At 67.6% G+C, this 25,782-nt stretch carries 31 protein-coding genes and 1 pseudogene; 9 read left to right on the top strand and 23 right to left on the bottom strand.

Features of this window, described 5'->3' with window-relative positions; all coding sequences use genetic code 11:
* Positions 1-7: 7 nt before the first annotated feature.
* The 3 genes from OVA30_RS00220 to OVA30_RS00210 form a co-directional block, all read right to left on the bottom strand.
* A complete protein-coding gene (locus OVA30_RS00220) occupies positions 8-1,450 on the bottom strand; it encodes an aldehyde dehydrogenase (protein ID WP_253374216.1) in 1,443 nt (480 codons plus the stop codon).
* A gap of 177 nt (positions 1,451-1,627) precedes the next feature.
* Positions 1,628-2,596, bottom strand: a complete 969-nt coding sequence (locus OVA30_RS00215; RefSeq protein WP_253374217.1) for a PDR/VanB family oxidoreductase — start codon at positions 2,594-2,596, stop codon at positions 1,628-1,630.
* Positions 2,597-2,649: 53 nt separating this feature from the next.
* Positions 2,650-3,732 (bottom strand): aromatic ring-hydroxylating dioxygenase subunit alpha, encoded by a 1,083-nt coding sequence (locus tag OVA30_RS00210; RefSeq protein ID WP_253374218.1) that lies wholly within the window; start codon positions 3,730-3,732, stop codon positions 2,650-2,652.
* Positions 3,733-4,084: 352 nt separating this feature from the next.
* Here OVA30_RS00210 and OVA30_RS00205 point away from each other — a divergent pair, with 352 nt between their 5' ends.
* A complete protein-coding gene (locus OVA30_RS00205) occupies positions 4,085-5,023 on the top strand; it encodes a helix-turn-helix domain-containing protein (RefSeq protein ID WP_253374219.1) in 939 nt (312 codons plus the stop codon).
* A gap of 77 nt (positions 5,024-5,100) precedes the next feature.
* Positions 5,101-5,574 carry a MarR family winged helix-turn-helix transcriptional regulator gene (locus OVA30_RS00200; RefSeq protein WP_201026749.1) on the top strand — a complete coding sequence of 158 codons (474 nt, stop codon included), beginning with the start codon at positions 5,101-5,103 and terminating at the stop codon, positions 5,572-5,574.
* A 90-nt stretch (positions 5,575-5,664) separates the two neighbouring features.
* Here OVA30_RS00200 and pcaDC read toward each other — a convergent pair whose 3' ends face one another.
* From pcaDC to pobA, 7 genes are all read right to left on the bottom strand, one after another.
* A complete protein-coding gene (gene pcaDC, locus OVA30_RS00195) occupies positions 5,665-6,852 on the bottom strand; it encodes a bifunctional 3-oxoadipate enol-lactonase/4-carboxymuconolactone decarboxylase PcaDC (RefSeq protein ID WP_253374220.1) in 1,188 nt (395 codons plus the stop codon).
* Between the two features lie 28 nt (positions 6,853-6,880).
* Positions 6,881-8,239, bottom strand: a complete 1,359-nt coding sequence (locus tag OVA30_RS00190) for a lyase family protein (RefSeq protein WP_253374221.1) — start codon at positions 8,237-8,239, stop codon at positions 6,881-6,883.
* Positions 8,240-8,241: 2 nt separating this feature from the next.
* Positions 8,242-9,075, bottom strand: coding sequence for a 3-keto-5-aminohexanoate cleavage protein (locus OVA30_RS00185; protein ID WP_253374222.1), 834 nt, complete (start codon positions 9,073-9,075; stop codon positions 8,242-8,244).
* An 82-nt stretch (positions 9,076-9,157) separates the two neighbouring features.
* Positions 9,158-9,871: a protocatechuate 3,4-dioxygenase subunit alpha gene (gene pcaG, locus OVA30_RS00180; RefSeq protein WP_253374223.1), complete on the bottom strand. Its 714-nt coding sequence runs from the start codon at positions 9,869-9,871 to the stop codon at positions 9,158-9,160.
* 1 nt (position 9,872) lies between these two features.
* Positions 9,873-10,580, bottom strand: coding sequence for a protocatechuate 3,4-dioxygenase subunit beta (gene pcaH, locus OVA30_RS00175; RefSeq protein ID WP_253386686.1), 708 nt, complete (start codon positions 10,578-10,580; stop codon positions 9,873-9,875).
* Between the two features lie 66 nt (positions 10,581-10,646).
* The gene (locus OVA30_RS00170; RefSeq protein ID WP_253386685.1) at positions 10,647-11,645 is read right to left on the bottom strand and encodes an MFS transporter; all 999 of its coding nucleotides are present in this window, start codon (positions 11,643-11,645) and stop codon (positions 10,647-10,649) included.
* A complete protein-coding gene (gene pobA / locus OVA30_RS00165; RefSeq protein ID WP_253374226.1) occupies positions 11,642-12,886 on the bottom strand; it encodes a 4-hydroxybenzoate 3-monooxygenase in 1,245 nt (414 codons plus the stop codon). Before pobA ends, OVA30_RS00170 begins: the two co-directional genes overlap by 4 nt.
* 153 nt (positions 12,887-13,039) lie before the next feature.
* On the opposite strand from pobA, the gene OVA30_RS00160 reads away from it, so the two are divergent.
* The 5 genes and pseudogenes from OVA30_RS00160 to OVA30_RS00145 all read left to right on the top strand — a co-directional run bounded on the left by OVA30_RS00160 (position 13,040) and on the right by OVA30_RS00145 (position 15,291).
* Positions 13,040-13,888, top strand: a complete 849-nt coding sequence (locus OVA30_RS00160) for a helix-turn-helix domain-containing protein (RefSeq protein WP_253374227.1) — start codon at positions 13,040-13,042, stop codon at positions 13,886-13,888.
* A gap of 170 nt (positions 13,889-14,058) precedes the next feature.
* Positions 14,059-14,256 (top strand): annotated as a pseudogene (locus tag OVA30_RS00155) (transposase); the annotation flags it as partial.
* Positions 14,257-14,295: 39 nt separating this feature from the next.
* Positions 14,296-14,562 carry a FitA-like ribbon-helix-helix domain-containing protein gene (locus tag OVA30_RS25975; RefSeq protein ID WP_373691077.1) on the top strand — a complete coding sequence of 89 codons (267 nt, stop codon included), beginning with the start codon at positions 14,296-14,298 and terminating at the stop codon, positions 14,560-14,562.
* The gene (locus OVA30_RS00150) at positions 14,559-14,978 is read left to right on the top strand and encodes a type II toxin-antitoxin system VapC family toxin (protein WP_253374228.1); all 420 of its coding nucleotides are present in this window, start codon (positions 14,559-14,561) and stop codon (positions 14,976-14,978) included. The genes OVA30_RS25975 and OVA30_RS00150 overlap by 4 nt, the downstream gene beginning before the upstream one ends.
* Positions 14,979-15,030: 52 nt before the next feature.
* Positions 15,031-15,291, top strand: a complete 261-nt coding sequence (locus OVA30_RS00145; protein WP_253374229.1) for a hypothetical protein — start codon at positions 15,031-15,033, stop codon at positions 15,289-15,291.
* A gap of 234 nt (positions 15,292-15,525) precedes the next feature.
* Here the strand turns inward: OVA30_RS00145 and OVA30_RS00140 are convergent, their stop codons facing one another.
* From OVA30_RS00140 to OVA30_RS00130, 3 genes are all read right to left on the bottom strand, one after another.
* Positions 15,526-15,855 carry a hypothetical protein gene (locus tag OVA30_RS00140; RefSeq protein WP_253386684.1) on the bottom strand — a complete coding sequence of 110 codons (330 nt, stop codon included), beginning with the start codon at positions 15,853-15,855 and terminating at the stop codon, positions 15,526-15,528.
* Between the two features lie 355 nt (positions 15,856-16,210).
* Positions 16,211-16,597, bottom strand: coding sequence for a PIN domain-containing protein (locus OVA30_RS00135; protein ID WP_253374231.1), 387 nt, complete (start codon positions 16,595-16,597; stop codon positions 16,211-16,213).
* Positions 16,594-16,833, bottom strand: a complete 240-nt coding sequence (locus OVA30_RS00130; RefSeq protein ID WP_268174229.1) for an AbrB/MazE/SpoVT family DNA-binding domain-containing protein — start codon at positions 16,831-16,833, stop codon at positions 16,594-16,596. The genes OVA30_RS00135 and OVA30_RS00130 overlap by 4 nt, the downstream gene beginning before the upstream one ends.
* Before the next feature lie 283 nt (positions 16,834-17,116).
* Here OVA30_RS00130 and OVA30_RS00125 point away from each other — a divergent pair, with 283 nt between their 5' ends.
* The gene (locus OVA30_RS00125) at positions 17,117-17,677 is read left to right on the top strand and encodes a recombinase family protein (RefSeq protein WP_268174228.1); all 561 of its coding nucleotides are present in this window, start codon (positions 17,117-17,119) and stop codon (positions 17,675-17,677) included.
* Positions 17,678-17,744: 67 nt separating this feature from the next.
* On the opposite strand, the gene OVA30_RS00120 is transcribed toward OVA30_RS00125, so the two are convergent.
* The 9 genes from OVA30_RS00120 to OVA30_RS00080 form a co-directional block, all read right to left on the bottom strand.
* Positions 17,745-18,338 carry a hypothetical protein gene (locus OVA30_RS00120; protein ID WP_268174227.1) on the bottom strand — a complete coding sequence of 198 codons (594 nt, stop codon included), beginning with the start codon at positions 18,336-18,338 and terminating at the stop codon, positions 17,745-17,747.
* Positions 18,339-18,875: 537 nt separating this feature from the next.
* Positions 18,876-19,322, bottom strand: a complete 447-nt coding sequence (locus OVA30_RS00115; RefSeq protein ID WP_268174226.1) for a hypothetical protein — start codon at positions 19,320-19,322, stop codon at positions 18,876-18,878.
* Between the two features lie 161 nt (positions 19,323-19,483).
* On the bottom strand, positions 19,484-19,930 hold the full coding sequence (locus OVA30_RS00110) for a hypothetical protein (RefSeq protein WP_268174225.1): 447 nt from the start codon (positions 19,928-19,930) through the stop codon (positions 19,484-19,486).
* 321 nt (positions 19,931-20,251) lie between these two features.
* Positions 20,252-21,151: a GGDEF domain-containing protein gene (locus tag OVA30_RS00105; protein ID WP_268174224.1), complete on the bottom strand. Its 900-nt coding sequence runs from the start codon at positions 21,149-21,151 to the stop codon at positions 20,252-20,254.
* A gap of 21 nt (positions 21,152-21,172) precedes the next feature.
* On the bottom strand, positions 21,173-22,219 hold the full coding sequence (locus tag OVA30_RS00100; protein ID WP_268174223.1) for an HD-GYP domain-containing protein: 1,047 nt from the start codon (positions 22,217-22,219) through the stop codon (positions 21,173-21,175).
* A gap of 378 nt (positions 22,220-22,597) precedes the next feature.
* Entirely contained in the window at positions 22,598-23,050 is a 453-nt protein-coding gene (locus OVA30_RS00095) for a hypothetical protein (protein WP_268174222.1), read from the bottom strand.
* The gene (locus tag OVA30_RS00090; RefSeq protein ID WP_268174221.1) at positions 23,051-23,473 is read right to left on the bottom strand and encodes a hypothetical protein; all 423 of its coding nucleotides are present in this window, start codon (positions 23,471-23,473) and stop codon (positions 23,051-23,053) included.
* Between the two features lie 81 nt (positions 23,474-23,554).
* The gene (locus OVA30_RS00085; protein WP_268174220.1) at positions 23,555-24,004 is read right to left on the bottom strand and encodes a thermonuclease family protein; all 450 of its coding nucleotides are present in this window, start codon (positions 24,002-24,004) and stop codon (positions 23,555-23,557) included.
* A gap of 56 nt (positions 24,005-24,060) precedes the next feature.
* On the bottom strand, positions 24,061-24,441 hold the full coding sequence (locus OVA30_RS00080; protein ID WP_268174219.1) for a hypothetical protein: 381 nt from the start codon (positions 24,439-24,441) through the stop codon (positions 24,061-24,063).
* A gap of 266 nt (positions 24,442-24,707) precedes the next feature.
* Here OVA30_RS00080 and OVA30_RS00075 point away from each other — a divergent pair, with 266 nt between their 5' ends.
* Positions 24,708-24,878, top strand: coding sequence for a hypothetical protein (locus OVA30_RS00075; RefSeq protein WP_268174218.1), 171 nt, complete (start codon positions 24,708-24,710; stop codon positions 24,876-24,878).
* Positions 24,879-25,063: 185 nt separating this feature from the next.
* Here the strand turns inward: OVA30_RS00075 and OVA30_RS00070 are convergent, their stop codons facing one another.
* Positions 25,064-25,633: a TetR/AcrR family transcriptional regulator gene (locus OVA30_RS00070; protein WP_268174217.1), complete on the bottom strand. Its 570-nt coding sequence runs from the start codon at positions 25,631-25,633 to the stop codon at positions 25,064-25,066.
* Positions 25,634-25,782: the final 149 nt, after the last annotated feature.

The raw sequence follows: 25,782 nt of genomic DNA, 5'->3' as shown, positions 1-25,782 counted from the left end.
GCCTCCGTCAGATCGGAAAATGGCCGGGCTGGGTCTCGACCGTGATCCAGCGCAGCTCCGTGAAGGCGTCGATGCCGGCCCGACCGCCGAAGCGGCCGTAGCCGGAGGCCTTGACGCCGCCGAAGGGCATCTGGGCCTCGTCGTGCACGGTCGGCCCGTTGACGTGGCAGATGCCTGACTTGATCCGCCGCGCTACGCGCAGGCCCCGCGCAGTGTCGCGGGTGAAGATCGAGGCCGAGAGGCCGTATTCGGTGTCGTTGGCGAGAGCGATCGCCTCTGCCTCATCACGGGCCCGCACGAGCGCCACCACCGGGCCGAAGGTCTCCTCGCGGAACAGCCGCATGGCGGGCGTCACCCGGTCGACGACATGGGCGGGCATCAGCACGCCGTCGGCCGCCCCGCCGGTCAGCAGCGTCGCGCCGTCCGCCACCGCATCCTCCACGAGGCCCCGCACGTGATCGACCGTCTTCAGGTCGACGACCGCGCCGAGGGGCGCCCTGCCCTCCCGGGGATCGCCGACGCTGAGCGCGGCGGCCTTGGCGCGGAAGCGCTCGGCGAATTCGTCGGCCACTGCGTCGAGCACGATGATGCGCTCGGTCGACATGCAGATCTGGCCCTGGTTCATGAAGGCGCCGAAGGCCGCGGCCTTCACGGCCTCGTCGAGGTCGGCATCCTCCAGCACGAGGAGCGGGGCCTTGCCCCCGAGTTCCAGCAGCACCGGCTTCAGGTGCTCGGCCGCCCGCCGGGCGATGACCCGCCCGACCGACGTGGAGCCGGTGAAGTTGATGCGGCGCACGGCCGGGTGGTCGATCAGCGCGCCGACGACGGCGCCGGCCGCCTCAGGCCGGTTCGCCACGAAACCGAGCGCGCCGTCCGGCAGACCGGCCTCCCGGAAGGCTTCGACGATCAGCGCATGCGTGCGCGGGCACTGTTCGGAGGCCTTCAGGATTGCCGTGTTGCCGCAGGCGAGCGGCACCGCCACGGCGCGCACGCCCAGGATGATCGGGGCATTCCAGGGCGCGATGCCGAGGACGACGCCAGCGGGCTCCCGCACGCTCATGGCGAGGCAGCCCGGCTTGTCGGAGGGGATCACCTCGCCGCCGATCTGCGTGGTCAGCGCCGCCGCCTCCCGGGTCATGCCGACGGCGAGCTGGAGGTTGAACCGGGCCCAGGCCTCGGTCGCCCCGATCTCCGCCGTCATCGCCGCCACGAAGGCGTCGGCTCGCGCCGTCAGGCACTCAGCCGCCCGCAGCAGCACGGTGCGTCGGGCCGTCGGCCCGAGCTCGGACCAGGCCGGCAGGGCGGCCTCGGCCGCGTCGGCGACCGCACGGGCGGCGTCCACGTCGTGGGCGGGCATCCGGGTCGCGACCGCGCCGGTCAGCGGGTTACGCCGCTCCAGGTACGACGTATCCGCGGGCGCGGCGCCCGGCTCCGTGCTGGTGTCCAGCATGGTTTCCTCCCGATGATTCTCAACTCTTGTTATGTGACATAACATAATGGCGACGGCAGACAAGAGCGAAGTCGTCCGTAGTCCATCCCATCCCGACGTCTTCGCCGCCTTTTCGCGACAGCGCTTCTAGATTGTAATTCCGGGCGCGGGGTGCCGGTTCGCAGTCGATCGGCGCAGTCAGCTCCGGTCGGCGACGTCGATACTGAGGTTGCCGCCTGCCACCCGCGAGACGCAGGTGCAGATCTGCGCGTTCGTGTCCTTCTGGGCGTCGCTGAGGAAGACGTCGCGGTGGTCGAGCCGGCCCGCGAGGTCGAGGACCTTCACGGCGCAGAGGCCGCACTCGCCGCGGCGGCAATCGGAGATCACCGCGATCCCGGCCGCCTCCAGGGCGTCCAGCAGGCTCTGGTTGTGCGGCACGAGAATCTCCCGGCTAAGGCGCGGGATGCGGACCCGGAACGGCTCCGCGGGATAGCGACCGCTGCTGCCGAAGGTCTCGAAGCGCAGGCCGTCGATGGGCCGGCCGCTCGCCGCCCAGGCGCGCTGGGCGGCCTCGCGCAGGCCGATCGGGCCGCAGATGTAGAGTTCGCCCCCTGAAGCGAGGCGGGCGGTCTCGGCTGCGAGGTCGATCCGCTCGCCCCGCTCGTCGAGGAAGATCCGGAGCCGCGCGCCGAGGCGCTCGCGCAGGCTGTCGGCGAAGGCGAGGTCCGCTGCGGCGCGCGCCGTGTAGAGAACGCGGACGGGCGCGCCCGCCTCGGCGAGCGCCACCGCCATGCCGTAGATCGGCGTGATGCCGATCCCGCCCGCGACCAGGAGGTAGTCCGGGCGTCCCCGGTTGAGCGGGAAGTGGTTTGCCGGCGCGGAGATCGTCAGCCGCGCGCCGGGCGCCAGGCCGTGGAGGTAGGCGGAGCCGCCGCGGCTGTCGGGCAGGCGTTTGACGGCGATCCGGTAGAGCCCGTCCGCCGCGAGTCCGACGAGAGAGTAGCGCCGCGTGTCGGGCCGTTCCCCGATCCGGACGCCGATCGCGATGTTGCTGCCCGGCGACGGGCGCTCGAAGCGCTCGGGTTCGATCGTGAATAGGCGGATGTCCGGCGTCAGATCGCGGATCTCCCTGAGCCGGGCGCCCTGCCATTCGGGTCTCGCGTGCATGTCCCACTCCCTCTCCTCCTCCGGCGGCGTCTGCGCGCCGCGGAAGGCCAGCCCTACTCGGCCGCGAGGCGCGGCGGGTCCCCGGCCGGGCCGCCCTGCTCGGCCGCCAGCATCGTGTCGATCAGGCGGCGGGCCCAGAGCGCGCCGGCATCGATGTTCAGGTTGTAGAAGGGCTGGCGCGGGTTGCGGTCGATCGCCCGCTGCTGCGCCTCCAGCACGGCGAAGTCCTGATCGTAGACGCCGTTGCCGTCGTTGACATGGGCGAGGTTGAGCGTCTTGGTGAGGGACTGGTCGTCGGTGCGGAAGTTGCGGACGAAGTTCCAGAAATAGTGGCAGCTCGTCTCGGTCTCGGGCGTGATCGCTGCCAGGAAGAAGCCGTTCACGCCTTGCGAGCGGTCGCCCGTCCGCGCGCCGGTCCCGGCCGGAGCCACGCCGACATCGCCCGCCACGATGCCGGGCGCCTCGAAATGGATGATCTGCCAGCGGTCCACGGGGCCGGGGCGGCCGAGCATCCGAGCCCAGAACGGCGGGGGCTCGATGCCTTCCATCCAGCGCTCCACCACGGCCTTGCGGCCGGCATGGGTGACTTCGAAGGGGTTGCGGGTGATGGCCTCGTCGCCGATCGAGCCGGCATGGACGTAGGTCTCGTGCGTGAGGTCCATAAGGTTGTCGACCACCAGCCGGTAATCGCATTTCAGGCCGTAATAGGTCCCGCCCTCGCCGACCCACGGCGCGTCGCTGTTCCAGTGGAAATCCGGCACCGTCGCGGGGTCGGCAAGCGCCGGGTCGCCCATCCAGACCCAGATCAGCCGGTACTTCTCGACGACAGGGAAGGCGCGGACGCAGGCCGAGGGGTTGATGGTCTCCTGCGCGGGCATGAAGGTGCAGCGCCCGGCCGGGTTGAAGACCAGACCGTGATAGCCGCACACCACCTCGTCTCCCCGGAGATGGCCGAGCGACAGCGGCAGAAGGCGGTGCCAGCAGGCGTCCTCCAGCGCGGCGACGCCGCCGTCGCCGCGGCGGTAGAGCACCACTGGGGTGTCGCAGATCCGGCGCGGGGTCAGCGCGCGCTTGATCTCGTAATCCCAGGCCGCGGCGTACCATGCGTTCATCGGGAACGGCTTCGGCGCAGTCATCAGGCCCTCCTTGCTGCCATCGCGTCGCCGGGCGGAGGGGCCGCGCGGCAGACCGCGGCCGGGCGGGACGCGGGGTCCCGCGGCGGTCGCGCCCCTGCCGTCGCGGCACGGGCCGCCCCGGACGCGATCCGGCCGCTCGCGCGTGCCGGCCGGCGGGGCGATCTCCTCCCGAAGTGTATCCGGTTCGTGTTCTGTGTTCCGGCTCCCGGGGCGTAGATCCCGGCCGAGAACAAGTTCACTCTAGCAATGGAGCCTACAGGTCCGGAATTCCGGATTCCTGCACGCCGCCAAGAAAGACTTGGACGAATTTGGGCGCCGAGACGCCCGCGCCATGGGGAGGCCAGGACCAGCGATGCAGCCGGACCACACGCGCGCGATTCCCGTCTTCCGCCTCTACGGCGAGGTGGCGGAGGCCGCCGCGCCGAATTTCGTGCACGCCGAGCGGATCGGGCCGAGCGCGCGCCTGCACGACTGGGAGATCGCCGCCCACCGCCACGACCACCTGACCCAGGCTCTCATGGTTACGGAGGGCGGCGGCCAGGTCCGAATCGACGCAGGCAACGACCGCTTCCGGGCGCCCTGGCTGCTCTGGATCCCCGCCGGCACGGTGCACGCCTTTTCGTTCCGGCCGGAGACAGAGGGGGTCGTTCTCTCCCTCTCCGACGACTTCCTGGGGTCCGTCATCACCCACGACCACGAGGCCGCGCGCCTCGACGCGACAGCCGCGGCGGTGTTCAGCGGCCCCCCAGGCGCGCCCGACGAGATCGACATGAACGTGGTCTCGCTGTTCGAGGGCCTGCGGCGCGAGGTCGGCGGCGCGCAGCCGGGCTCGTTCAGCGCTGTGGCGGCGCTGGTCAAGCTTCTGCTCGTCGGCGTCGTACGCACGCACGCCCTGCGTGCCTTCACCGAGCCCGCCGCGGCGGCGCGGGCCGGACTCTACCGACGCTTCCGCCGACTGCTTGAGGCCAATCTCCGGCAGAACTGGCCGGTCGCCCGCTTCGCGGCCGATCTCGGGGTCAGCCCTGACCGCCTTCACGCGGCCTGCACACAGGTCGTGGGTAAGCCGCCGCAGTCGGTGCTGCACGAGCGCCAGATGCTCGAGGCTCAGCGCGCCCTGATCTACACCGCGCTGCCGATCTCGAAGATCGCGTTCGATCTCGGCTTCAACGACCCGGCCTATTTCTCGCGCTTCTTCGCCCAGCGCGCGGGGATCAGTCCGGCCGCCTACCGCAAGCGGAATCGCCCGGCGGACCCCTCTGCCCGAGGCGCCCCGCCCCTGCGCGTCCGGTAACCGGCCCGGCGCGCGTCGGCGTCCGCTTGAACCCTGCTGCCCGCCTCGTTAAGCCACGCCGGTTCGGGAGGCTCCGCGTGGCGAAAGCGACAGAACTGGTTATTGCCCCGGCGGATCTCCAGCCGCGGCTCGGCGCGATCGAGGATCTTGTGGGCTACCATCTCCGGCGGGCCAGCACGGCCGTGCGGAACGACTTTGCCCGCGTCATCGAAGGCAGCGGCATGCGGCAGGTGCTGTTCGGCATCCTGTCGGTCGTCGAGGCCAATCCCGGCATCAACCAAGGGGCGATCGGCCGCGTGCTCGGCATCCACCGCGCCAACATGGTCGTGCTGGTGAACGAGCTGATCGAGAAGGGCTGGATCTCGCGCCGCGCCGACGAGGCCGATCGCCGCGCCTTCGTCCTCGACCTGACCCCCGAGGGACAGGCGGTCTTCGCGGAGGTGCGGCGGCAGCTGCACGCCCACGAAGCGACGCTGCTCGCCGAGCTCGATGCGGCGGAGTGCGCCCAGCTGATCGCGCTCCTGCGCCGCATCGGTAGCAAGGATGCCTGAGCCCTGCACCCGCGCTCACAAGCGGCGCCGGACCGCGACCCGCCCGGCGGCGCGCATCTGCGCCGGGCGGCGCAGGTTCCTGCCCCGGCCTCAGGGGCCGGCATCGGCGGCCTCGCCCAGCGTGTCCCGCACCCAGCGGAAGGCACCGTTGGCGGCCGGGACTCCGGCATAGATCGCCGTCTGCAGGAGCAGGGCCTGCAACTCGTCGAGGTCGAGTCCGTTGGCGAGCGCCGGACGGATATGGAGCTTGAACTCCTCCTCACGCCCCAGCGCCGCCATCAGGGCGAGGGTCACCAGGGAACGCGTCTTCCAGGGCAGGCGCGGATCGCCCCAGATCTCGCCCCAGGCCGTGCGGGTGATGAAGTCCTGCCAGGGTCCGGCAAAGCGCCCGGCCGCCGCCAGGGAGCGCTCGACATGGGCCGTGCCCAGCACGGCCTTGCGATTCTCCAGCCCCTCCGCGAAGGGCACGGCGCCGGTGGCGGCACGGTCGCCGCGCTGCCGGTCGAGGAAGCCGCCAAGATGGGCGGCCGTCGCCTCCGGGTGCTCGACGGCGAGGAGATGAGCGGCGCGCGGTAACAGGACCAGCTCCGCCTGCGGGATGCCCGCACAGATCGCCTCGGCCATCGCGGGCGGCGTCGCCGGGTCGTCGCGCCCGGCGATGACGAGGGTCGGCGCCCCGATGCGGCCGAGCACCGGCCGGAGGTCCATCCGGCCGATCGCCCCGCAGCACACGGCGTAGCCGACCGGATCGCAGGCCACGAAGGCCTCGCGGATCGCCGCGATGGCGGCGGGCGCGTGCGCCGAGAAGCCGGGGGTGAACCAGCGCCCGAGTGTCGCCTCGACGATCGCCGCAGTGCCCTGCGCCCGCACGGTGGCGGCCCGCTCGCCCCAGCTCTCGGGGCTCGGCAGGTGGGCCGAGGTCGCCATCAGGGTGAGGCTCAGGACCCGCTCGGGCGCGGCGGCCGCCGCTGCCTGGACGGTCATGCCACCGAGCGACAGGCCGGCGAGATGCGCCCGTGCGATGCCCAGGGCGTCGAGCAGACCGAGCAGGTCGGCGGCGAGATCTTCGATCCGGGTTTCGGCGTCGCGGGTCGCGGAGCCGCCGTGCCCGCGGGTGTCGTAGCGCAGGATCCGGTAGCGCCCGTGCAGCCGTCTGGCCACGCCGTCCCACATCGCCAGCGTCGTGCCAAGCGAGTTCGAAAGGACGAGGACCGGCGCGCCGCTCGGGCCAGAGAACTCGTAGGTCAGGTCGATATCGTTGATGCGGATCAGGGGCATGCGGGGTCGAGGCTCCGTCTCGGCAGGATCATTGCGATGCAGTCGAATCCGCGCGCGCCGCGATCTGTGCGAGCGCACGGTCGGTGGCCGCCGCTGCGGCGGCGACGGGGTGCGTGAGGTCGAAGGCGGCGCCGAGATCGATGCCCTGCGCCTCCGGCATCGCCGCGAGCACGGTGTGCAGGTCGCGGCCGGAAGCGTGCACCTCGGCGCAGGCGCGCTCCACCAGGGCGTGCGCCGCCGCGCCGCCGCAGCGGCGCGCGCAGGCCGCGGCCGCGGCATCGGCGAAGAGCAGGCCCCGCGTGAGATCGAGGTTGCGGCGCATCCGTCCGGGATCGACGACGAGCCCCTCTGCCACCGCCCGCGCCTCGCGCAACGCCCCGGAGGCGAGACCGAAGAGCTGGGGCAGGGCATGCCACTCGGCATGCCAAGCGCCGGCCGGCCGCTCGTGAGCAGCGGCCATCGTGTCGAGGAGCGTGCCCGCATGGCCCTTGGCGGCCCCGAAGGCGGCCAGGATGACGGTGGCGGAGACGGGGTTGCGCTTGTGCGGCATCGCCGAGGAGCCGCCCCGGCCGGGCACGAAGGGCTCGGACACTTCCGCCACCTCCGTCGAGGCGAGATGGGCGATGTCGCCCGCACATTTCGCCAGCGCCCCGAGAAGGCGGGCGAGCCAGCCTCCGGCCTCGGCGATGCGGGCGCGGCGGGTGTGCCAGGCGACCGTCTCGGGGCCGAGGCCGAGATGCCGGGCATAGGCGGTGGCCACGGCCTCGGCCTGCCCGCCGAGAGCGCCGAGCGTGCCGACGGGACCGCCGAGCGAGGCGGTGAGCACGCGCGCCCGGAGGCCCGGCAGTTGGTCGGTGACCTCCGCAAGGCCGAGCGCCCAGGTCGCCGCCTTGTAGCCGAAGCAGATCGGCGCGGCGTGCTGGCCGTAGGTGCGGCCGACGCAGGGGGTGGCGCGGTACTCCGTGGCGAGGCGCACGAGCCCGGCGACAACGGCCTCGCTCTCGGCCGCGATCAGGTCGAACCCCGACCGCATCTGCAGGACGAGGGCGGTGTCGGCGATGTCCTGGGTGGTGGCGCCCTTGTGGAAGGCCGGCTCCAGCTCGGGCGGCAGGCGCCTGCGCACGGCCGCGACGAACGGGATCACCGGCACCCCCGCCAGCGCGGTGCCGGCCGCCAGCGCGTCGATATCGAGCGTCTCCGGCGCGATCGCCGCGATGGCGTCGGCGAGGGCCGCCGGCGCGAGGCCGACCTCTGCCTCGGCCCGGGCGAGCGCCGCCTCGGCCCGCAGCATCCCGGCGAGGCGCGCCGCGTCCGAGAAGGCCTCGCGCATCGCCGCGCTCGCGAAGAGCGGCCCAAGCAGGCCCGAATCGAGGGCAGAGAAGCTCATCCTCAGGCCGCGAGCCGGAGGGCGGCGCGGGCCTCGGCGGGCGTCGCCGGACGCCGGCCGTGCCGCTGCACGGCCTCGACCGCGAGCCCGACGAGCTCGGCGTTGCTCGCCGCCAGCCGGTCCTTCGTGACCCGGATGTTGTCCTCGAGTCCGGTGCGCACCGCGTCCGCCCCGCGCGCCAGCGCCCAGTCCATCACCACCGCTTGGCTGCGGCCGATCCCGGCCGCCGTCCAGGTCGCCCCGGGGATGACCCGGCGGGTCTCGCAGAGCAGCAGGTCGAGCAGGTGCTCCTCGGCCGGCATCGCGTTCTGCACACCCATCACGAACTGCACGTGGGGGTGCGGGTCCATCAGCCCGGCCGCGATCAGGCGCCCGGCCCCATGGATGTGCGAGAGGTCAAAGATCTCGATCTCGGGCCGCACGCCGTGGCCCTTCATCTGCGTCGCCAGATCGGTCACCAGGGTGGTGTGGTTCTCGTAGACGATGCTCGGGAAGTTGACCGAACCGGTCGAGAGCGAGGCCATGTCGGGCCGGTGCCGGAGCGACAGCCCGCGGCTCGCCGGGTCGCGCCCGCGCCCGCCGGTGGAGAACTGCACGATCATCCCGGGGCAGTGGCGGCGCAGCCCCTCCTGCACGGCGGCGAACCGGTCCGGATCGGACGAGGGAGTCTCGTCGTCGTTGCGGACGTGGATATGGGCCAGCGTCGCGCCGGCCTCGAAGGCCTGATGGGTCGATTCGATCTGCTCCGCGACCGCAATCGGCACGGCCGGGTTGTCGGCCTTGCGCGGCACCGAGCCGGTGATCGCCACCGCGACGACGACGGAATTGCTGCTCATCTCTCTTGCCTCACGACCTTGCCTCACGAACTTGCCTCAGGCTTTCGCCTCACCACTCCCGCCCCATGACGCGTCTCCCGCCTCACAGCGCGAAGAACACGGTCTCGTCCGCCCCGCACAGCACGATGTCGAACCGATAGGTCGGCGGTGCCTCGGCGACGCGCGGGGCGATGAGCGTGCGGCGGCGCGCCTCCGGCACCAGGGCGAGGATCGGGTCCGCGTCGTTGTCGGTCCCGTCGGCGAAGTACATCCGTGTGGCGAGCCGCTTCAGCAGGCCGCGGCCGAAGACCCCGATGGCGAGATGGGGCGCCTGCCAGCGGTTGCTCTCGACCGCGACCGGCACACGGCCCGGCCGCAGGGTGAGGAAGCGGAAGCCGCCCGCGGCATCGACCGCCGCTCGCCCGAAGCCGATGAAGCCCGGATCGAGGGGGATCTCCGCCCGGGTGTCGGCGGCGCCGTGGTAGCGGCCGGCGGCGTTGGCACCCCAGATCTCGATCATCGCGTCGGTGACCGGCTCGCCCGCCCCGTCCCGCACCGTACCGACGACGGAGACGATCTCGCCCGTCACCGGCCCGCGCGGGGGGGCTAGGTGGAGGACGTCATGCTCCTCCGGAAACAGGTCGAGGCGCGCGCCGATGTCGGAAGCGCCGACGAGGTCGGCGCCCCCCTTCCAGGGCAGGCCGTAATGGAAGAACGGACCAACCGTCTGCGAGGGCGTCTGGCCGAACAAGGCTGGGTCCTGGTTGTCGGCGCGGGGAGCGGCGTTGCGGGGCAGGCCTTCGAGGGCGTCGGTCATCTCAATGCTCCCACGGCGTGGCGTCGCGCCCGCGCAGCACGATGTCGAAGATGTAGCCGAGGGCGTAATCCGGCTGCGTCGTGTCGATGTCGAAGCGCGCGACGAGGCGGTTGCGGTAGGGCATCGGCACGGCATTGGCGATCGGGTCGATCTCGATGAGCGGGTCGTCGGGGAAGTAGAGCTGCGTCACCAGCCGGGTGGCGAAGGCCGGCCCAAGCAGGGACAGGTGGATATGGGCCGGGCGCCAGGCGTTGCGGTGGTTGCCCCATGGATAGGCTCCGGGCCGGATCGTGGTGAAGCGGTAGCGCCCCTGCGCATCGGTGACGACCCGGCCGGTGCCGGTGAAGTTCGGATCGAGCGGCGCATCCCACTGATCGCGTCGGTGGATGTAGCGGCCGGCGGCGTTGGCCTGCCAGACCTCGACCACCGTGTCAGGCACGGGCCGCGCCGCCTCGTCGAGAACGCGGCCGGTGACCACGATGCGCTGACCGATCGCCACGCCCGGCCCCCGGTCGTGGCGGGTCAGGTCGGCGATGGCCGGGCCCATCAGGGCCTCCCAGGTCCCGGCCGGCCCGGTGGTCTCGGTAAGCGTGTGGGGGATTCGCACCAGCGGCTCGCGCGGGCTGCGCAGAACGGTCGAGCGGTAGGCGGGGAACAGCGAGGGCGGCTGGCCCGCATCCCGCGGGTGGTCGAACGTGGCGTCGGACATCGAAATCCTCGGGTCGCGTGAGGGCTGGGCGGCGCGGGCGGCCGGTGGGGCGACCCGCGCCGCCGGTCAGTGGCCGAGGGCGGCGGCGCGGGCCGGGGCCGCGCCGCGGCGGGCGTTGCGTTTGGTGGCGACGGCGGCGGCCGCGAGCAGGGCCGGAACCGCGACTAACGCGAAGGTCACCGGCAGGCTCGTCCCGGCAAGTTCCGCCACCAGGAAGGAGCCGGCGATGCCGCCGAACCGGTCGATCCCCATCAAATAGGCGGCCCACAGCATGACCAATCCGATCCGGTAGGCCGGCGAGAGGACGAGGCGGAGGCCGGCCGGCCGGCCGGGCCCCGCGGCCGCCGCGCCGAGGTCGTAGCCGGCGGCCGGTCCAGTCCCGGGGGCGATCAGGCGGAGCACCGCGTGGATGCGGGCCGGCGCCGCGCCGCGGGCCACGAGGTAGCGCACAGATTCCGGCAACAGCAGCGCCAGCAGCGCAGCCAGGGCCAGCGGCGCGGCGCCGCCGAGCAGGAGCACGCTGCGCCACCCCAGCGTCGGGATCATCCAGGCGGCGAGGAAGCCGCCGAGCGCCGCGCCGAGGGGGAAGCCCGAGAACATCATGTTGGTGAGCAGCGCCCGGCGCCGGACCGGGCCGTACTCGCTCGTCAGCGTCACGGCGTTCGGTATCGCCGCCCCGAGGCCGAGCCCGGTGAGGAAGCGCAGGGCCGCGAGTTGCGGGAGATCAGCCTCGAAGGCGGAAGCAAGGCAGGCCAAGCCGAGTTCGACCACCGCTGCGACCAGCACCGCCTTGCGCCCGTAGCGGTCAGCCAGCGGCCCCGCTGCCAGCGCACCCATCGCGAGGCCGAACAGGGCGGCGCTCAGCACCGGGGCGAGCGCGGCGCGGCCCACGCCCCACTCGGTCATCAGCGAGGGCGCGATGTAGCCGATGGCCGCGGTGTCGAACCCGTCGAGGAGCACCACGAGGAAGCAGAGGAGAAAGGTCAGGACCTGCGCCGCGCCGATCGGGCGGGCGTCGATCAGGGCGGGGACATCGAGGATCCCGGCGGCGCTCTCGTGGCTCATGCGCACATCCCGCGCAGGTTCGCGCTCGGGGCCGAGAAAAAGTCCGCAACAGAGGTCGAGACCGGGGGGGGATCGAGGGGCAGGCCGACATAGTTCTCGGCCAGCACCGTCTGGGCGGCGCGCGAGGTGCCGAGATAGGCGAGCTCCGCCAGCTGCATACGCCGGTCGAAGCCGGTCTCCTCGGGGAAGCGGTGCATCAGGCGGGTGAACCACCACGAGAACCGCTCCGCCTTCCACACCCGCGCCAGCGCCCGCGCCGAGTAGCCGTCGAGACCCGAACCCGTGCCGCGGGCGTAGAAGGCCTCCAGCGCCTCGGCCAGCATCACCACGTCCGAGACGGCGAGGTTGAGGCCCTTGGCGCCGGTGGGCGGCACGATGTGGGCGGCATCCCCGGCCAGGAACAGCCGGCCCCAGCGCATCGGCTCGCCGACGAAACTGCGCAGGGGCGCAATGCTTTTCTCGAAGGCGGGGCCGCGCACGATCCCGCCCGCGATGCCGGGGCCGAGGCGCAAGCAGAGCTCGTCCCAGAAACGTGTGTCCGGCCAGTCCTCCGGACGCTCGTCGATGCCGCACTGGATGTAGTAGCGGCTGCGTGTCGCCGAGCGCATGCTGGCGAGCGCGAAGCCGTTGGCGTGACTCGCGTAGACGAGCTCGTGCGCGGCGGGAGGCACGTCCGTGAGGATGCCGAGCCAGCCGAAGGGGTAGATCCGCTCGAAGGTTCTCAGCACGTCCGCCGGGATCGACCGGCGGGAGATGCCGTGGAAGCCGTCGCAGCCCGCAACGTAGTCGCAGACGAGGTGCTGCGGGCCCGCGGGCGTGCGGTAGGTCAGGCTCGGGGCGGCGCCGTCGAGATCGTGCAGGCGCAGGTCCTGGGCCTCGTACACCACCGCGAGGCCCCGCGCCTCGCCCGCATCGAAGAGGTCGCGCATCACCTCCTGCTGGCCGTAGACCGTGACTGCGGCGCCGGTCAGCGCGGCCATGTCGATGCGGAAGCTCTCGCCGTCCACCGCGAGGTTGGCGCCCGTGTGGACGAGGCCCTCGCTGCGCAGGCGCCCGTCGAGGCCGAGCCGCGCGAGCACGTCCACGGTGCCCTGCTCCAGCACGCCGGCACGCACGCGGCCCTCGACGTAGTCGCGCGTGCGGCGCTCCACCACGACGCTGGCGATGCCGGCCGCGTGCAGCAGATGCGCCAAGACCATCCCGGCCGGCCCGGCACCGACGATCGCGACCTGCGTGCGCATGGCCGGCCCTCCCTGATCCGTGACGGTCGATCCGCACCGGCTTGTGCAGGATCTTGCCGATGCCGGCGCCGCGCGGGTATGGAGGCGGCGGCGTTTTTCTTGTACTTTTGTGCCGTTTATCGAAAGGCCGCGTGCCCCATGCCGAAACCTGTCGTGCCCCGGTATTTCCTTTACGGCGAGCCACCGCAGACTGCGGATGACGGGTTTCTGCACCTCGAAGACCTGGACGATCGCAGCCGCCCGGCGGCCTGGCGGATTCGTCCGCACGCCCATGCCGACCTGCACCAAGTGTTCTGCATCCGGTACGGCCGCGGCACCGTCACGGCCGAGGGCGAGGAGACCGCTTTCGCGGCACCCTGTGCGCTGGTCGTCCCGGCGGGCGTGGTGCACGGCTTCGTCTACGAGGCGGGCAGCACCGGCCGCGTCCTCACCGTCTCGGACGCGGTCCTGCGCGGGCTCGGGCGGGACGAGCGCGCCTTTGCGGCCCTGTTCGAGGGGGTGCGCTGCCTCGCTCTGGACGGAACCGCGCACCTCGATGCGGCGCTCGACGGGCTGGACCGCGAGCGGGCCAGCGCGGCCCCGGCCCAGCGGGCCGCCCTGAAAGCGCATCTCACGCTGCTCCTCGTCGAACTGGCGCGCCTTGCCGACGCGCGGGCGGCCGATGGTCCCACTCGCCTGGCCGCCCATGCAAGGATCGTCGCCCGCTTCCGAGCGGCGATCGAGGAGCATTACCGCGCCGGCCTCAGCCTGGAGCAGTACTGCAACCGGATCGGCACCACGGTCGGGCGTCTGCGCGTCGCCTGCCGGGCTGTGGCCGGCGCGACGCCGGGCCAGCTCATCGCCGACCGGGTCATCCTGGAGGCCAAGCGCTCCCTGCGCTACTCCGACCTGCCGGTGGCGGAGATCGCCTACGACCTCGGCTTCCACGACCCTGCGTATTTCTCGCGCTACTTCTCGCGCGTCACAGGATCGAGCCCCTCCGCATTCCGTCGTGCCGACTGAGGTAGCGGCGGCTGGGTCAGGTGATTCTCCGCGCGTCCTGTACAGACCCAGTGAAGACTGATTCGATATGGCTGCCCGACCGACGTCCCCCTTGACCCTGACCCATCAAACTGGTCCGCGCTGAGCGCAAGTTTTTCGGGCATCCTGAACCCTGAAGGAGGGTGGATGCCATGCCTCGCAAACGCTTCACGATTGAACAGATCGCCTTCGCCCTGCGACAGGCGGAGAACGGCGCGACGGTGGACGAGGTCTGCCGGAAGATGGGCGTATCCGAGCCGACCTTTTATCGCTGGAAGAAGCAGTTCGTCGGCATGGGCGTGCCGGAGATCCGACGGCTCAAGCAACTGGAGGACGAGAACGGCAAGCTCAACTGGCCCCACTTTGTGGGAGGAATTTCGTATGCTATCATGATAGCAAGAGGAGATGCCATGGCCCAAATTCTTGTCCGCGACATCGATAACGGTGTGAAGGAACGCTTGCAGCAGCGCGCTGCCCGGAACGGTCGCAGCATGGAGGCCGAGTTGCGCGACATCCTGCGCTCCGCCGCCGCCGAGGATGAACTAACCACGGGGTTGGGGACGCAGATCGCGTCCCTCTTCGAAGAAATCGGCCTGAAGCCCGACGAGGAACTGACCCAGTTCCGCGGGCACAGCCTCGCTGATCCCTTCGCATGATCATCCTCGACACGAACGTCGTATCCGGTCTGATGCGCGCGTCGTCGGATCCGATTCTCGTCAGTTGGCTCGACAGCCAACCCAGAAACTCCGTCTGGATCACCACGATTACCGTCCTCGAGATCCAGTTCGGCCTCGACCTCATGCCGGATGGCCGGCGCGCCGCAGGCCTGCGCACTGCGTTCGATCGCCTCGTCGCAGAAATGCTCCAAAGGAGGATCGCCCCGTTCGATGCCGCTGCGGCCGGCGAGACGGCAACCCTCATGGCGGCTCGACAGAGACGGGGCCAACCGCAAGAGCTGCGCGACAGCATGATCGCTGGTACCGCCATCGCGCGGCGGGCCACCCTCGCAACCCGCAACGTCCGGCACTTCCCCGACCTGGTCGTACCTCCCGTCAATCCCTGGGACGAGTGAGGCGGTCCCGCCTAAAATCCCACGCTTTAAAACGTACCACATCCGCCAGGACGTGACGCGGCTGCCGGCCGGCAGCGACGCCCGCTGGCGGGCCGATTACCGCCAGGCGCAGTACGAGCGAGCCTTGATCGGTATCCAAACCGACCTGCTCGGCGGGCCGGTCGTCGAGGTGTTCCGCGCCTCGCCCAAACAGCCGGCACCGCCGGCCTGGACCCCCAACTACGAGGTGAAGTTCTTCCACGATCTGTCCCCCGAGCAACAGGGGCGGCGGCTCGCTACCGACCCCCAGACGCCCTTCGCCCGCACCATCTGAAGGCCTTCCCGCCTCGCCGTGGAGGCGTAGCTGAACAAGGGAGTCCTGAGGTCGGTCGGTTCCGAGGATACGTCGGCGTTGCTTGGTCCGACGAGGCGAGTGATCGGGGGGATATAACCCGCCTCGTCGGTTCTCCTCGGCGCGAACGCGGAGGCCGAGCGGCACCGTAGACAGCAGTCCCTCTCAGTCAACGAGGGTTCACAACCTTTGTTCGTTTTTACAGCGTATGCCGCCTCAAGCTGTTGTGGCTCGGCGGTTGATGTTGATGGATGAAACGTCCAGCGTGAGCCCGGCCGGCGTGATCCGGAGGTGCGTCGGAGGATCTCCATCGAGCAGGCCACGCTTGACGAGGCCGCGGCAGATCCCGAGGGCCACAAGGTAGTCGAGCGGGCAGATGCCCCAGGGCGCGTGAAAATCGAACGTCTCCTTCGGATGCTGCTGGCCGTAGGCCACCATCCGCAGGGCCGACAGGGAGAGCGGCTTCGGCTCCTTGCTCCGCGGCCGCGTCGGCGGCTCGCCCCGCAGGAGGCGAGCGACCTTCCGGCCGTCGGTCGTCAGGCGCACTGTGAGGGATCTGATGGGCCAGCGGCTGCGCGTGTCAATCAGGCCGGTATGGGCGTAGCTCGTGCTCAGAAGACCGCGCTCGGCCAACGCCGCCCAGGTGGCGCCGGTGCCCTAGCTGACCATGCCGGACTCGGCCAGCTTGGCCCGCAGCAGCCGAGATCCCGGCCCGTCGAGTCATCTGTGGCCAACGGGGCCATACTCGATCCAGCGCCACTGCCGAGCCGGCGGCCCGCCAGGTCGCTGGTGGGAGGCCTCGCGGGCCTGATCCTCATCGTAAGCCGCGAGCAGATTGGCCTGCTGCCGCTCGTTCAGCCCAGTCGCGATCGCTGCGAGGGCCGCGGCGCCCGCCATCGCCTCAACGTACCAGCTCGACCACGAGGCCGGGGATCTTCAGCTTCGCCCAGGCCCGATCGGTGGTGAGGACCGGCACGCCGAGCTTTATCGCGAGCGCCATGCAGCTCCGGTCACCGAGCCCACTGCCGTGCTGTCGCGTCGCCTCCGTGATCTGCGCGGCGGCGAAGGCGGCCTCGCGATCATGCGAGTACAGATCGAGGCGCAACTCCTGCACCACCTCCTCAATCACCGGGAGCGCCAACCCGCGCAGGATCAGGGCCTTGACGAGTTCCTGAAGATTGACGGCTGACATGGCGGCCTGACCGACACGCGCGGCGACCACGGCCGCTCCCGGCTCGCTGCGCAGGAGCGCGATCACGGCAGAGGTATCGAAGACGACGGCGCTCACGCTTTGGCACCCACGGTGTCGCTGTCATCCGCGCGCCGCTCTTCCAGGAACGAGGCGGCGTCGGCATCGTCTTTGACATGCTCGCGGTACAAAGCCTGGAGCTTGGTAACGACGTTCGCGATCGGAGACAGACGAACCTCGGTGCCATCGACCGTCACAATGATCCGCGTCTCGCCGGATACGCCCATCGCCTCGCGGACCGCCTGAGGTAGAACCATGCGGCCGTTAGCGGCCAATTTTACATCAGTGACAAACGACATTAGAGGGCCACCGCTTTATTGGGTTCAAACAATCATATCGTTTCGATCACGCACTGTCATCTATGCTCGAATGACAGTGCGACGGATATGCGCCATGGCGACTAAGTGTCACTCCGTCATCAGAGGATGACTTTCGCGCCTCAAAAGGGTATACCCGAAAGAGGCGTGGCCGTGAGACACGAAATGGCGTCTCATTAGGGTTGTTTTCGGGATTTTGGGACGCTAAGTGCGCTGCGTCTAGACCCATACGGGACGTTTCATGGCTCGCATCGGCTACGCACGCGTCTCTACCCTCGATCAGGACCTCTCAATCCAGCTCGAAGCCCTCAAGGCTGCCGGCTGCGACCCGATCCGGGCGGAGAAGGCCTCCGGCACGTCGACCACCGGCCGCACCGAGCTGTCGATCGTGCTGGACTTCATCGGCAAGGGCGACACTCTCGTCGTCACACGCATCGATCGCCTGGCAAGATCCATCGGCGACCTGCAGGACATCGTCCGCACCCTGAAGGCCAAAGGAGCACGCCTGCAGGCCACCGAGCAGCCGATCGACACCGGCACGGCTGCCGGCAAGGCCTTCCTCGACATGCTCGGGGTGTTCGCCGAGTTCGAGACCAACCTGCGGCGCGAGCGCCAAATGGAAGGGATAGCCAAGGCCAAGGCTGCTGGCGTCTACAAGGGCCGGCCCGTCTCTATTGATCCCGCCAAGGTGCACGCCCTCAAGGCCGAGGGCATGGGGCCGGCTGAAATTGCACGCCGCCTCGGTATCGGTCGGGCCAGCGTCTACCGCCTTTTAGGCCCGCCCGGGGATACAACGGTCTGACTATTTGCTATTGAGCGAAGCTCTGCCATTTCTGACTCAATGAGATAGCCACGGTATTGTGCCATTTTTACTTGACCTCAAATCTTGAGACAAACGTTTCAGTTCTTTTCCTGATTTTTGCGTACTCAGGCAAGTGCTGTGAGCCAAATGTTATTTTCCATGCTTGGTTTTGTTTTATGAAATAATGTCTGCACGAAGGATCGATGAATATTTCTGTTGCACGAGTGCATTCAATAAATCCAATAGGCATTACTTCCATATCTTGATCTGGAACATAGATGTCCTCGCCAGCACCTGTAACGTACTTTGTCATAGTATTGTTTATTCGTTTAGTTTCAACAAACTGATGTCTTTTATAATTATTTCGTAAGCTTTCCGCATGATGGGACTCCCAAATATGCGAGCCTTTTCGCGCATAGCTCTTTGTTACTAATACAAGTATACGATTGTTCCAGCCTCGGCCGGTTCTATATGGTTTGAAAGTATCGAGTGTAGCATTGAAACCTATAGAGCTTCCACTACTGGATGCATCATAGGCTGCCGGTATTTTGTACTTTGTATTCCATATTTGTGCGTAAGTGTATTCATCCTCCTCCGCCATGCAGTTTGAAGCGAAGAAAACTAATATTAGTGCCAAAACTGTGGGATTATAATTGCGCATACCATTTCGCTAGCTAAAAATACGCCGAAATTTCGTCATTATATGTTTCTTGATTTTTGATACCAATTCAATCGCTTGTCTTGGTCAAACCCAAGTGCTAACAGTAATAGGCTGAGCACATTTTGGCTTGAGACTCCAGCTCTCTTTGTGGACGCTGGTTTAGCTTTCGATTGAGCTGTTCTGACCTAGTAAAAGATTTGCGCGTCCCTTCGGGACCGTGCTCTACTCGCATCGCTCCCCGAACCCCTTCGGGTTTCGGCCCTGCGGGTGACGATCACATCGCGCGGGCTCGCGTCGAGGATCAGGATCACCAGAACCGATCCAGCAGATTGACTCCGGCTACTGGCGCCTCGTCTCGGAGGTCGCTCCCTTCAGGAGCGCCTCCATCTCCAGGCGAGCGGTCTCGTCAGACGATGCCACCGGTCAAGGAAGGTGAGGTCGCGTCCCTGAACATCCTATAAAATGTTTTGAGTAAAAACCTTCGCGTCGGCAGCAGGGGAGGGGGCTTTCACCATCTCTCGTCTTACATCTATGTAATCACTTTGAGTGTGCTGACATTTTCTTTCGCGCTGCTGCGATGATCAGGTTGCGTTCATGTGCGCGTTCTTTTCTCCGTAGCCGAATTGCTGATATTGCTACGATCGTAATGGCGATCATTAGTCCTGTCATAGAGTAAAACAGCATCGTCAAATCAACGCCGCGTCTTGTCTTGCGTGCGGCATTCATGGATTGCATAAGAAATCCTGCTCCATAATTTGTTGCTAGAATGGCTGATGCTGTGATGAGAAATCGTATCGCGGTCTTAAAGCCTTCTTCGATGCAGAGATATATTACGTAAATAATCGGAATCGCGAAGGGGCCAATAAATATGATTATTGTTGAAAAAGGGTGGGCAATATATATTGCTGCGAGAGCAAGCACTTGGATTAATGTTATAATCAGGCCTATGGTCCCAATGATGTAGAGAATGATTGTCTCGACCATATCCGAATACTTTTTAGGTGAGCCGGTTAGGCGCGTTCCTGCGGAACCGTGCCCTACTCGCTTCGCTCCCCGAACCCCTTCGGGTTTCGGCCCTGCGGGTGACGATCACATCGCGCGGGCTCGCGTGGAGGATCAGGGCGATCCGCGACCGTGCAGCAGCTTCACTCTGACTGCCTGGGACCCGGATGCGAGGTGCTCTCTTTGAAGAGCGCCTCAGTGTCCACACGCGCCTGCTCGGCGGAGGAGCGCTGTGAGGCCTCCGGCACAGGAGAAAGCTCGCCCAGCAATGTCTCCATCATCTGGCGGATCTCAACGTGATCGGGGGAGAGCGGCCGGGCCGGCTCCTCGGTCATATCGCGCATCAGACACACCTCGATGTTCTCGGGGAGGCTCGGAAGATGCTGGCGTGCGAGCGCGAGCAGGAGGCCTGGAGTGAGGTGTTCCGCGTACTCCGTTCCGAACCAGATCTGTGGTGAGGCGCGCTCCTCCTCGTCCATTTCGGCGGTGTGCAGCGCCTCGTTCCAGATCTGGAGGTAGAAAGTGGAGAGCGGGGCATCCCAGCCGATCGCGAGACTGACGCCCGGTTCATCGAACTCGTATCGACTCATCGACGGCCTTTCAGCTCACACGCCCGATACCTGCCGCAGGGATCCGCTCGCGACCGGCAGCGTGCACACCCAGAAGACAGTCATTGGGGTCGATGAGATCTGCAACGCGAGCGCATTTCTCAAAGATTGATCGCTTGACCACTGCTGATGATGCAGGCTCTTCAAGATTGCGATCCGCAGCCGGGTCACGGAAAGTCCGTATGCCGGCGATCCTGCCGTTGAGGCATGAACCGGGCGGCTTCAGGTGGAGTCGAAAGATAATCGCGCGGGCTCGCGTCGCAAGCAGTTCCCCGCCCAGTCAAGTTCATCGGGTTTGCACTCCTAGCTCACGAACTCGATCTTCAACGTGGAGCTTGTCATCGCCACGCGGTTGCGGCCGCCCTCCTTGGCCGCGTACAGCGATACGTCCGCTCGCTTGAGCAGCGTGCCGACGCTGTCCCCCTCGGACCACTCGCTCAGCCCGATGCTGACCGTGAACCGAAGCGGACAGCTTCGCTCCAGAAGCGCCGAGCCGGCGCACTGACTGCGGACGCGGTGGGCCACCACCGCCGCGGCGCCCAGGCTGTGGTCCAGGAGGAGCAGTGCGTACTCCTCCCCGCCCAGCCGTCCGGCGATCGCACCGGTCTCCCGTAGGATCTGAGCGATGTGCCGGATCACCAGATCCCCCACGTCGTGGCCATGGCGGTCGTTGATCTTCTTGAAATGGTCGATGTCGAGCTGCATCACCGCCAGGGGGCGGCTCACCGCCGCGCTCTCGACCGCCGCTTGGGCCTGACGCATGAAGGCACCGCGGTTCAGGAGTTGCGTCAGGTGGTCGGTGTCGGCCTGCCGGATCAGCGCCTGCTGCAGCTTCAGCACCCGCTCGGCCGAGCGTAGGCGCCCGCGCAACTCCTGCGCCTCCGGCGGCTTCATCAGGAAGTCGTCCGCGCCGGCATCGAGTACCTCGTCCAGCGGCCGCCTTTCCCGTGCGGAGGACATCACCAGGATCGTCAGGGGGCGCCGATCGTCGGCCAGAGCCCGCAGCGACCAGCACAGCTCCAGCCCGTCGAGCGGTTGAACTTCAAGGCTGGTGAGCACGCAGGTCACCGACGGATCGGCAGCGACCTGCGCCAGCGCCGCGGCCGAGTCCGAGAACGCCATAACGGTGTGGCCTGCTGAGACGAGCATTCCCGAGATGGTCTTGCGGACGACACCACTGGGATCGACGAGGACGATGTGCATGGTACGCCCATAAAACCGGGGTCATGTGTCGTGGGGGAAGGTGGGCGTGAAAGCCGTCGCGATGGGCTGAAAGGCCTTCACCAGCGCAGGATCGAGGCGGCCCATCATCCCCTGGAGGATCGCGTAGGCGGCCTCGCTCGCCATCGGCGGCTTGTAGGACCGGCGCTCGATCAGGGCGCCGTAGATGTCGCACACCGTCACCACACGCACGAGATCGGGGATCGCCCGCCCCACGAGCCCGTCCGGGTAGCCGGAGCCGTCGAGCATCTCGTGATGCGAGCGCACCACGCCGAGGAACTCCGGCTCGAAGCCCTGGTTGGCCAGCATGGTCTCGCCCTGCGCCGGATGCAGGCGCATCACTGCCTTCTCCGCCGCATCGAGCTTGCCCGGCTTGTTGAGGATCGCGGCGGGGACGTGGATCTTGCCGACATCGTGCAGCAACGCCGCCTTGGTCACCCGGTGGCGCTCGCAGGCCCCGAGGCCGAGCCTTGCCGCGAAGGCGGCGGCAAGGCCGGCGACGATGAGGCAGTGCTGATGCGTGGCGTCGTCGAAGCGGCGCACCGCCCCGATCCAATCCCGGATCCCCGTCTCGCGCACCGCCTGCGCGACGAGCTCGGTGCCGTTGTCGGCCATGACCGGCGTGACCGGCCGGTCGGCCACGAACACCGTCCCGTAGAACGTGCGTGCCGCCTCGGCCCGTCGCTCGACGTCGGGCGGCACAGTCTCTGCCGGATCCTCCGCCGCGCCCAGCGCGCGCCAGAGCCGGCCCAGGTCGAAGGGAGCCCTCACCGTCCGGCTCGCCCCGAGCGCCAGTGCCTGAAGGCGGGCTTGCGGCGTGTCCTGGCGCAGCAGCACGACCAGCGGAGTACCGCGGCGCGTCCGTGCCAGAAGCTGGCGCAGGCGCTCGACGTTGGCTGGCCCGAGATCGGCCACATCCGTGACCAGCACCGCCGCGGCCTCGGCCGGATCCGCCTCGTCACGTAGGTCGTGGACCCGGTACGCCACGCCGGGATCGAGACCGCCCACGAGATCCGCGCTCCGACCCGGATCGTCGGTGATCAGAAGCATCTGCCCCATCATGGATCTCGCTCCCGGATGGCCTGAGGGAACATCGCGTCGATGGCATCCTGGGACACGCTGACCGCACCGGGCAGCACCGGACCGTTCAGGAGCGCGGAACTTTCCTCAAGTCCAACGGCATTTGGCGCAACACGGATCATGGTGTTAGACCGTATCATATGTCCTAAAATCTCGGCTTAACTGAATAAAATTAATTATCTACAATTGTCATGACAGATACGCTCCTATTGTAGTCATCTAATGAAGTATCTTAGACGCGCTACGGCCCATGATCGACTGATAAGACAAGACAGTACAGGGTTGGGCGGCTTTCCGTATCCGTCGATTTGGCGCGGATCGCGTATTTTAGGAATGACTTGGGCGGCTTCAGGCAACGTCGAAGAAGAGATCGAGCTGCTCGGCCTTCGTCTGGCGCGTCCGGCCCTTGCGCGGCGCCGGCTTGGGCGCAGCCGGCGCGAATACCGGAAGAGGCACCCCGGCCTTCCCGTAAAGGTACGCGCCGACACAGGCCCCCTCGGCGGTGATGAACACGTTACAGGTATGCCCCGTGGATTTGAGGATGCAGCGCGTGAGCGGCGTCGCCTTCGGCAACGCCGCCAGCGCCTCCAGCAGGCACGGCAGGCCGGCCGAGTGGATGCCGAGCATCGGATATTCGAACGCCAGACCCGCACAGGTCAGGTGCGCGGCGCCGGCCGTGGTCGACGGGAACGGGTTCAGACCGAACGCCGTCCCCTCGTCGCGCAGGAACGCCGCTAGCAGGGCGCGATCCTTCCCATCGATCAGCCCGGCCAGACGGGACCTGTCGGATGCCACCAGCATTCAGAGCACCGGATACGGCCCGAGGAACAGGTCTCCCAGCGCCCGGCGGCGCAGAAAGGTCAGGCGCCGCCGTCGGATGTGCTCCGGCCGATCGTGGTCCAGGTGGCAGCGCTGGCACCAGGCGGCGAGATCGGTGGGGCCGTTGAGGCTCGTGTCGTGGGCGCGGTGGCAGGTGGCCAGGATCGGCCGGGTCAACCGGGCGCTCGCCAGGTCGGGCGTGCGCCGGAGAACCCGGCCCCGGCCCGAGCGCCAGACGCCGCCGTCGGCGTCGTACCAGCTCCCGTCATCGACGCAGACGATGACCCGCCCATGCGGACGCCCGCAGCGCTCGCACAACCCGCCGGCGCGGCCGAAGCGGATCACCGCCGAGAGCTGCGGCCAGTCGATCGGGTAGAAGTGGCGGTGTTCGGGGCGGATCGGCACGGTGCGGCCACGTTAGCACGGCAGCCATTTTGAGGAATCCCCCGTGCCTCGCCGTCCTTCAAAACTCGGTCGCCCGGCTCCTCAGCGCCGATCCGACCCGCACCAGTGATCCGCCCGCTCCTCCCACGCCTTTCGGCCGGGCCGGTAGGCTACGGCCAAGCCCTCCCGCATCAGGATCGCCCCGACCTCTCCCGCCGACACCCGCAACGTCCCGAGCGTCCGGCCGTAGCGGTCGGTCACGCCGGCGCGTACCAACTCGACGGCCTGTCCGCGGATCAGGCCGGCCAGGCGCTCCTTCGCCTTCAGGCCAGCGATCCGCTCGGCCTCGCAGCGCGGCCGGGACACCTCCGGCGTGTCGATCCCACTCAAACGGACCTTCTCGGCACAGCCGCGCGCGGGCACGGCGCAGGGGAGGGCGACGGTATCGCCGTCGAGGACGATCAGGCGGTCGCCGTCGAACCGTTCGGCCGACGCCGGCCGGATCGCCAGCGTGCTCGCACAGCCGACGGCCAGCCCCAGCACGGCCCACATCCGACAGCTCATCGCAGTTCCCTCACGCTCGCGGTGTTCGCGCCCGGCCTATCGCCTCAGCCCCCGTAAGCCCAGACGGGGATACCGCGCGGCCGGCCGGGTGTGTCGCGATAGTAGGTCAGGTTGCCGAAGCCGATCCGGGTCGGGTCGATCCACTGCGCCGTGCGCCCACCCAGCACCAGGGCACCGCAATGGTCCACCCGGACGGTGCCGACCGAGGGATGGACCCCGAACAGGTCGAGCTCGCTCCAGCCGAGATCCACCGCCTCCGCTCCAAAGCGCTCGAGGAAGTCGAGCATCGTCGCATGGACCCTCTGCCACGTCTCGCCATGCAGGCCGGGGCAGGGGGACGTCGCCGGGTTCATGCGCTCGATGCGGTCGCGCCAGGAGCGGATATCCGGTGCAGGGTCGGTGGCGACGGGGTGGGGAGCTGACATCCCGGCCCCTTAGCTCAAGCCGGCCGCATATCGCGATAATATTGATATCATGTCGATGTCGCGCCCGATCGGCGTTGGACGACCCCGCTCTCTCGCAGCAACCCCGATAGGCCGTCGCGGCCTTCTACGATCAACCCTTAAGGGGTCCGCTCCGCAAGCGGGCGGCCGCTCCCGGCTTCGCCTCCCGCGGTGATCGCGGCCTCTCCTGGCCTTCTGGGGCGCTGTCGAGCGGGGATCACCCCCGCTCCCTCAGGAGCCCGACCCCCATGGCGACCGACCTCGACCTCGCAACCAGCTACGCCTACAGCATCTCGCAGTCCCTGATGGTCGCGGTCACCGTCTTCCGCTCCGAGGCCGGCTACAGCGTCGTCACCGCGGACGAGTTCGAGGGCGATCCCGCCAGCGTCGTCACCGAGTTCGACCCCTATGAGGCGTGAGCCTCGCGGGCACCGGGCCGGGAGATCGCCCCCGGCCGAAGCTATGCGCCGCCGACGTCGAGTTTACGAGCCTCGATCTGCAGAGCAAGACTCGGCAACTGTATGCAAAAGACAAGCGTAGCATAGCTACTTCAAGATCGAAAATCGCGATCAAGCCGGAAGAAAGTGCTTTATGGGCAAAAAAATTAATCGCTAGACCTAGTAATACATTGAACGAACTGTGAGGCAGACCTCCGAAGCTTTTGAGAGCTACCATGAATGCGTTCCATGACGGCAAGGCCTCGAGTGAATACTACAACAAGACTAGCTGCCTCCGGAGGAGGCAATAGCAATTGATCTTCAAAGCCCGTAAAAGATTGGGCGACCACAAATTCAAGTGATGAAACGAGTTCACGGACTTTATGAAGGATTTTATCATTAGCAAGGCTCCCATCGATCGCGGTTTTGGTAGTCAAACAGCCTCTCGAAGGAATGCCTAACGTCATATTGGTTATAATAAGATCGAAAAAATTTTCAAGTTTCTCTTTTGCGCTCAAACCGTTCAAGCTTTCACGAGAGGTTTTGATTAGATTTTCGGAATACAAAGAAAACGCTTTTATGAATATAGTCTCCCTATCTCCGAACGCGTTATAAAGCGACCCGCGTTGAACCGAAGTCGCTTGAGCTAAATTGAGCATAGAAGTTGAAGCTGGCCCTTGTTGCCAGAAAAGATCTAATGCTTGACGTATTACTATTTCGTCGTCGAATTGTCGCACTCCAACCATCGCCCGATACCTAAGAAAGCATGCTTGACAGGCTCGTCAAGTTTGACGCTAATGCCAATAATAGCACGCAGGCGCCGTTCGGGCGAGAAGCGTGCTTGGCATATCGACGCGTCGTGTCAGCTTCAAGATACGGTCGATAT

This window comes from Methylorubrum sp. SL192, assembly GCF_026672325.1.
GTDB lineage: Bacteria > Pseudomonadota > Alphaproteobacteria > Rhizobiales > Beijerinckiaceae > Methylobacterium > Methylobacterium extorquens.
This window is presented reverse-complemented; position numbering and strand designations above follow the sequence as displayed.

Bases quoted from the DNA above. Each gene is read 5' to 3' on its own strand.
- OVA30_RS00220 (WP_253374216.1), bottom strand. From the start codon at position 1,450: ATGCTGGACACCAGCACGGAGCCGGGCGCCGCGCCCGCGGATACGTCG.
- OVA30_RS00075 (WP_268174218.1), top strand. From the start codon at position 24,708: ATGGCGACCGACCTCGACCTCGCAACCAGCTACGCCTACAGCATCTCG.
- OVA30_RS00095 (WP_268174222.1), bottom strand. From the start codon at position 23,050: ATGCTGGTGGCATCCGACAGGTCCCGTCTGGCCGGGCTGATCGATGGG.
- OVA30_RS00105 (WP_268174224.1), bottom strand. From the start codon at position 21,151: ATGCACATCGTCCTCGTCGATCCCAGTGGTGTCGTCCGCAAGACCATC.
- OVA30_RS00115 (WP_268174226.1), bottom strand. From the start codon at position 19,322: ATGGTCGAGACAATCATTCTCTACATCATTGGGACCATAGGCCTGATT.
- OVA30_RS00120 (WP_268174227.1), bottom strand. From the start codon at position 18,338: ATGCGCAATTATAATCCCACAGTTTTGGCACTAATATTAGTTTTCTTC.
- pcaDC (WP_253374220.1), bottom strand. From the start codon at position 6,852: ATGCCCCTGATCCGCATCAACGATATCGACCTGACCTACGAGTTCTCT.
- pcaG (WP_253374223.1), bottom strand. From the start codon at position 9,871: ATGACCGACGCCCTCGAAGGCCTGCCCCGCAACGCCGCTCCCCGCGCC.
- OVA30_RS00190 (WP_253374221.1), bottom strand. From the start codon at position 8,239: ATGAGCTTCTCTGCCCTCGATTCGGGCCTGCTTGGGCCGCTCTTCGCG.
- OVA30_RS00100 (WP_268174223.1), bottom strand. From the start codon at position 22,219: ATGCTTCTGATCACCGACGATCCGGGTCGGAGCGCGGATCTCGTGGGC.
- OVA30_RS00080 (WP_268174219.1), bottom strand. From the start codon at position 24,441: ATGTCAGCTCCCCACCCCGTCGCCACCGACCCTGCACCGGATATCCGC.
- OVA30_RS00215 (WP_253374217.1), bottom strand. From the start codon at position 2,596: ATGCACGCGAGACCCGAATGGCAGGGCGCCCGGCTCAGGGAGATCCGC.
- OVA30_RS00110 (WP_268174225.1), bottom strand. From the start codon at position 19,930: ATGAGTCGATACGAGTTCGATGAACCGGGCGTCAGTCTCGCGATCGGC.
- OVA30_RS00170 (WP_253386685.1), bottom strand. From the start codon at position 11,645: ATGAGCCACGAGAGCGCCGCCGGGATCCTCGATGTCCCCGCCCTGATC.
- OVA30_RS00085 (WP_268174220.1), bottom strand. From the start codon at position 24,004: ATGTGGGCCGTGCTGGGGCTGGCCGTCGGCTGTGCGAGCACGCTGGCG.
- OVA30_RS00125 (WP_268174228.1), top strand. From the start codon at position 17,117: ATGGCTCGCATCGGCTACGCACGCGTCTCTACCCTCGATCAGGACCTC.
- OVA30_RS25975 (WP_373691077.1), top strand. From the start codon at position 14,296: ATGATAGCAAGAGGAGATGCCATGGCCCAAATTCTTGTCCGCGACATC.
- OVA30_RS00185 (WP_253374222.1), bottom strand. From the start codon at position 9,075: ATGAGCAGCAATTCCGTCGTCGTCGCGGTGGCGATCACCGGCTCGGTG.
- OVA30_RS00150 (WP_253374228.1), top strand. From the start codon at position 14,559: ATGATCATCCTCGACACGAACGTCGTATCCGGTCTGATGCGCGCGTCG.
- OVA30_RS00205 (WP_253374219.1), top strand. From the start codon at position 4,085: ATGCAGCCGGACCACACGCGCGCGATTCCCGTCTTCCGCCTCTACGGC.
- OVA30_RS00210 (WP_253374218.1), bottom strand. From the start codon at position 3,732: ATGACTGCGCCGAAGCCGTTCCCGATGAACGCATGGTACGCCGCGGCC.
- pcaH (WP_253386686.1), bottom strand. From the start codon at position 10,580: ATGTCCGACGCCACGTTCGACCACCCGCGGGATGCGGGCCAGCCGCCC.
- pobA (WP_253374226.1), bottom strand. From the start codon at position 12,886: ATGCGCACGCAGGTCGCGATCGTCGGTGCCGGGCCGGCCGGGATGGTC.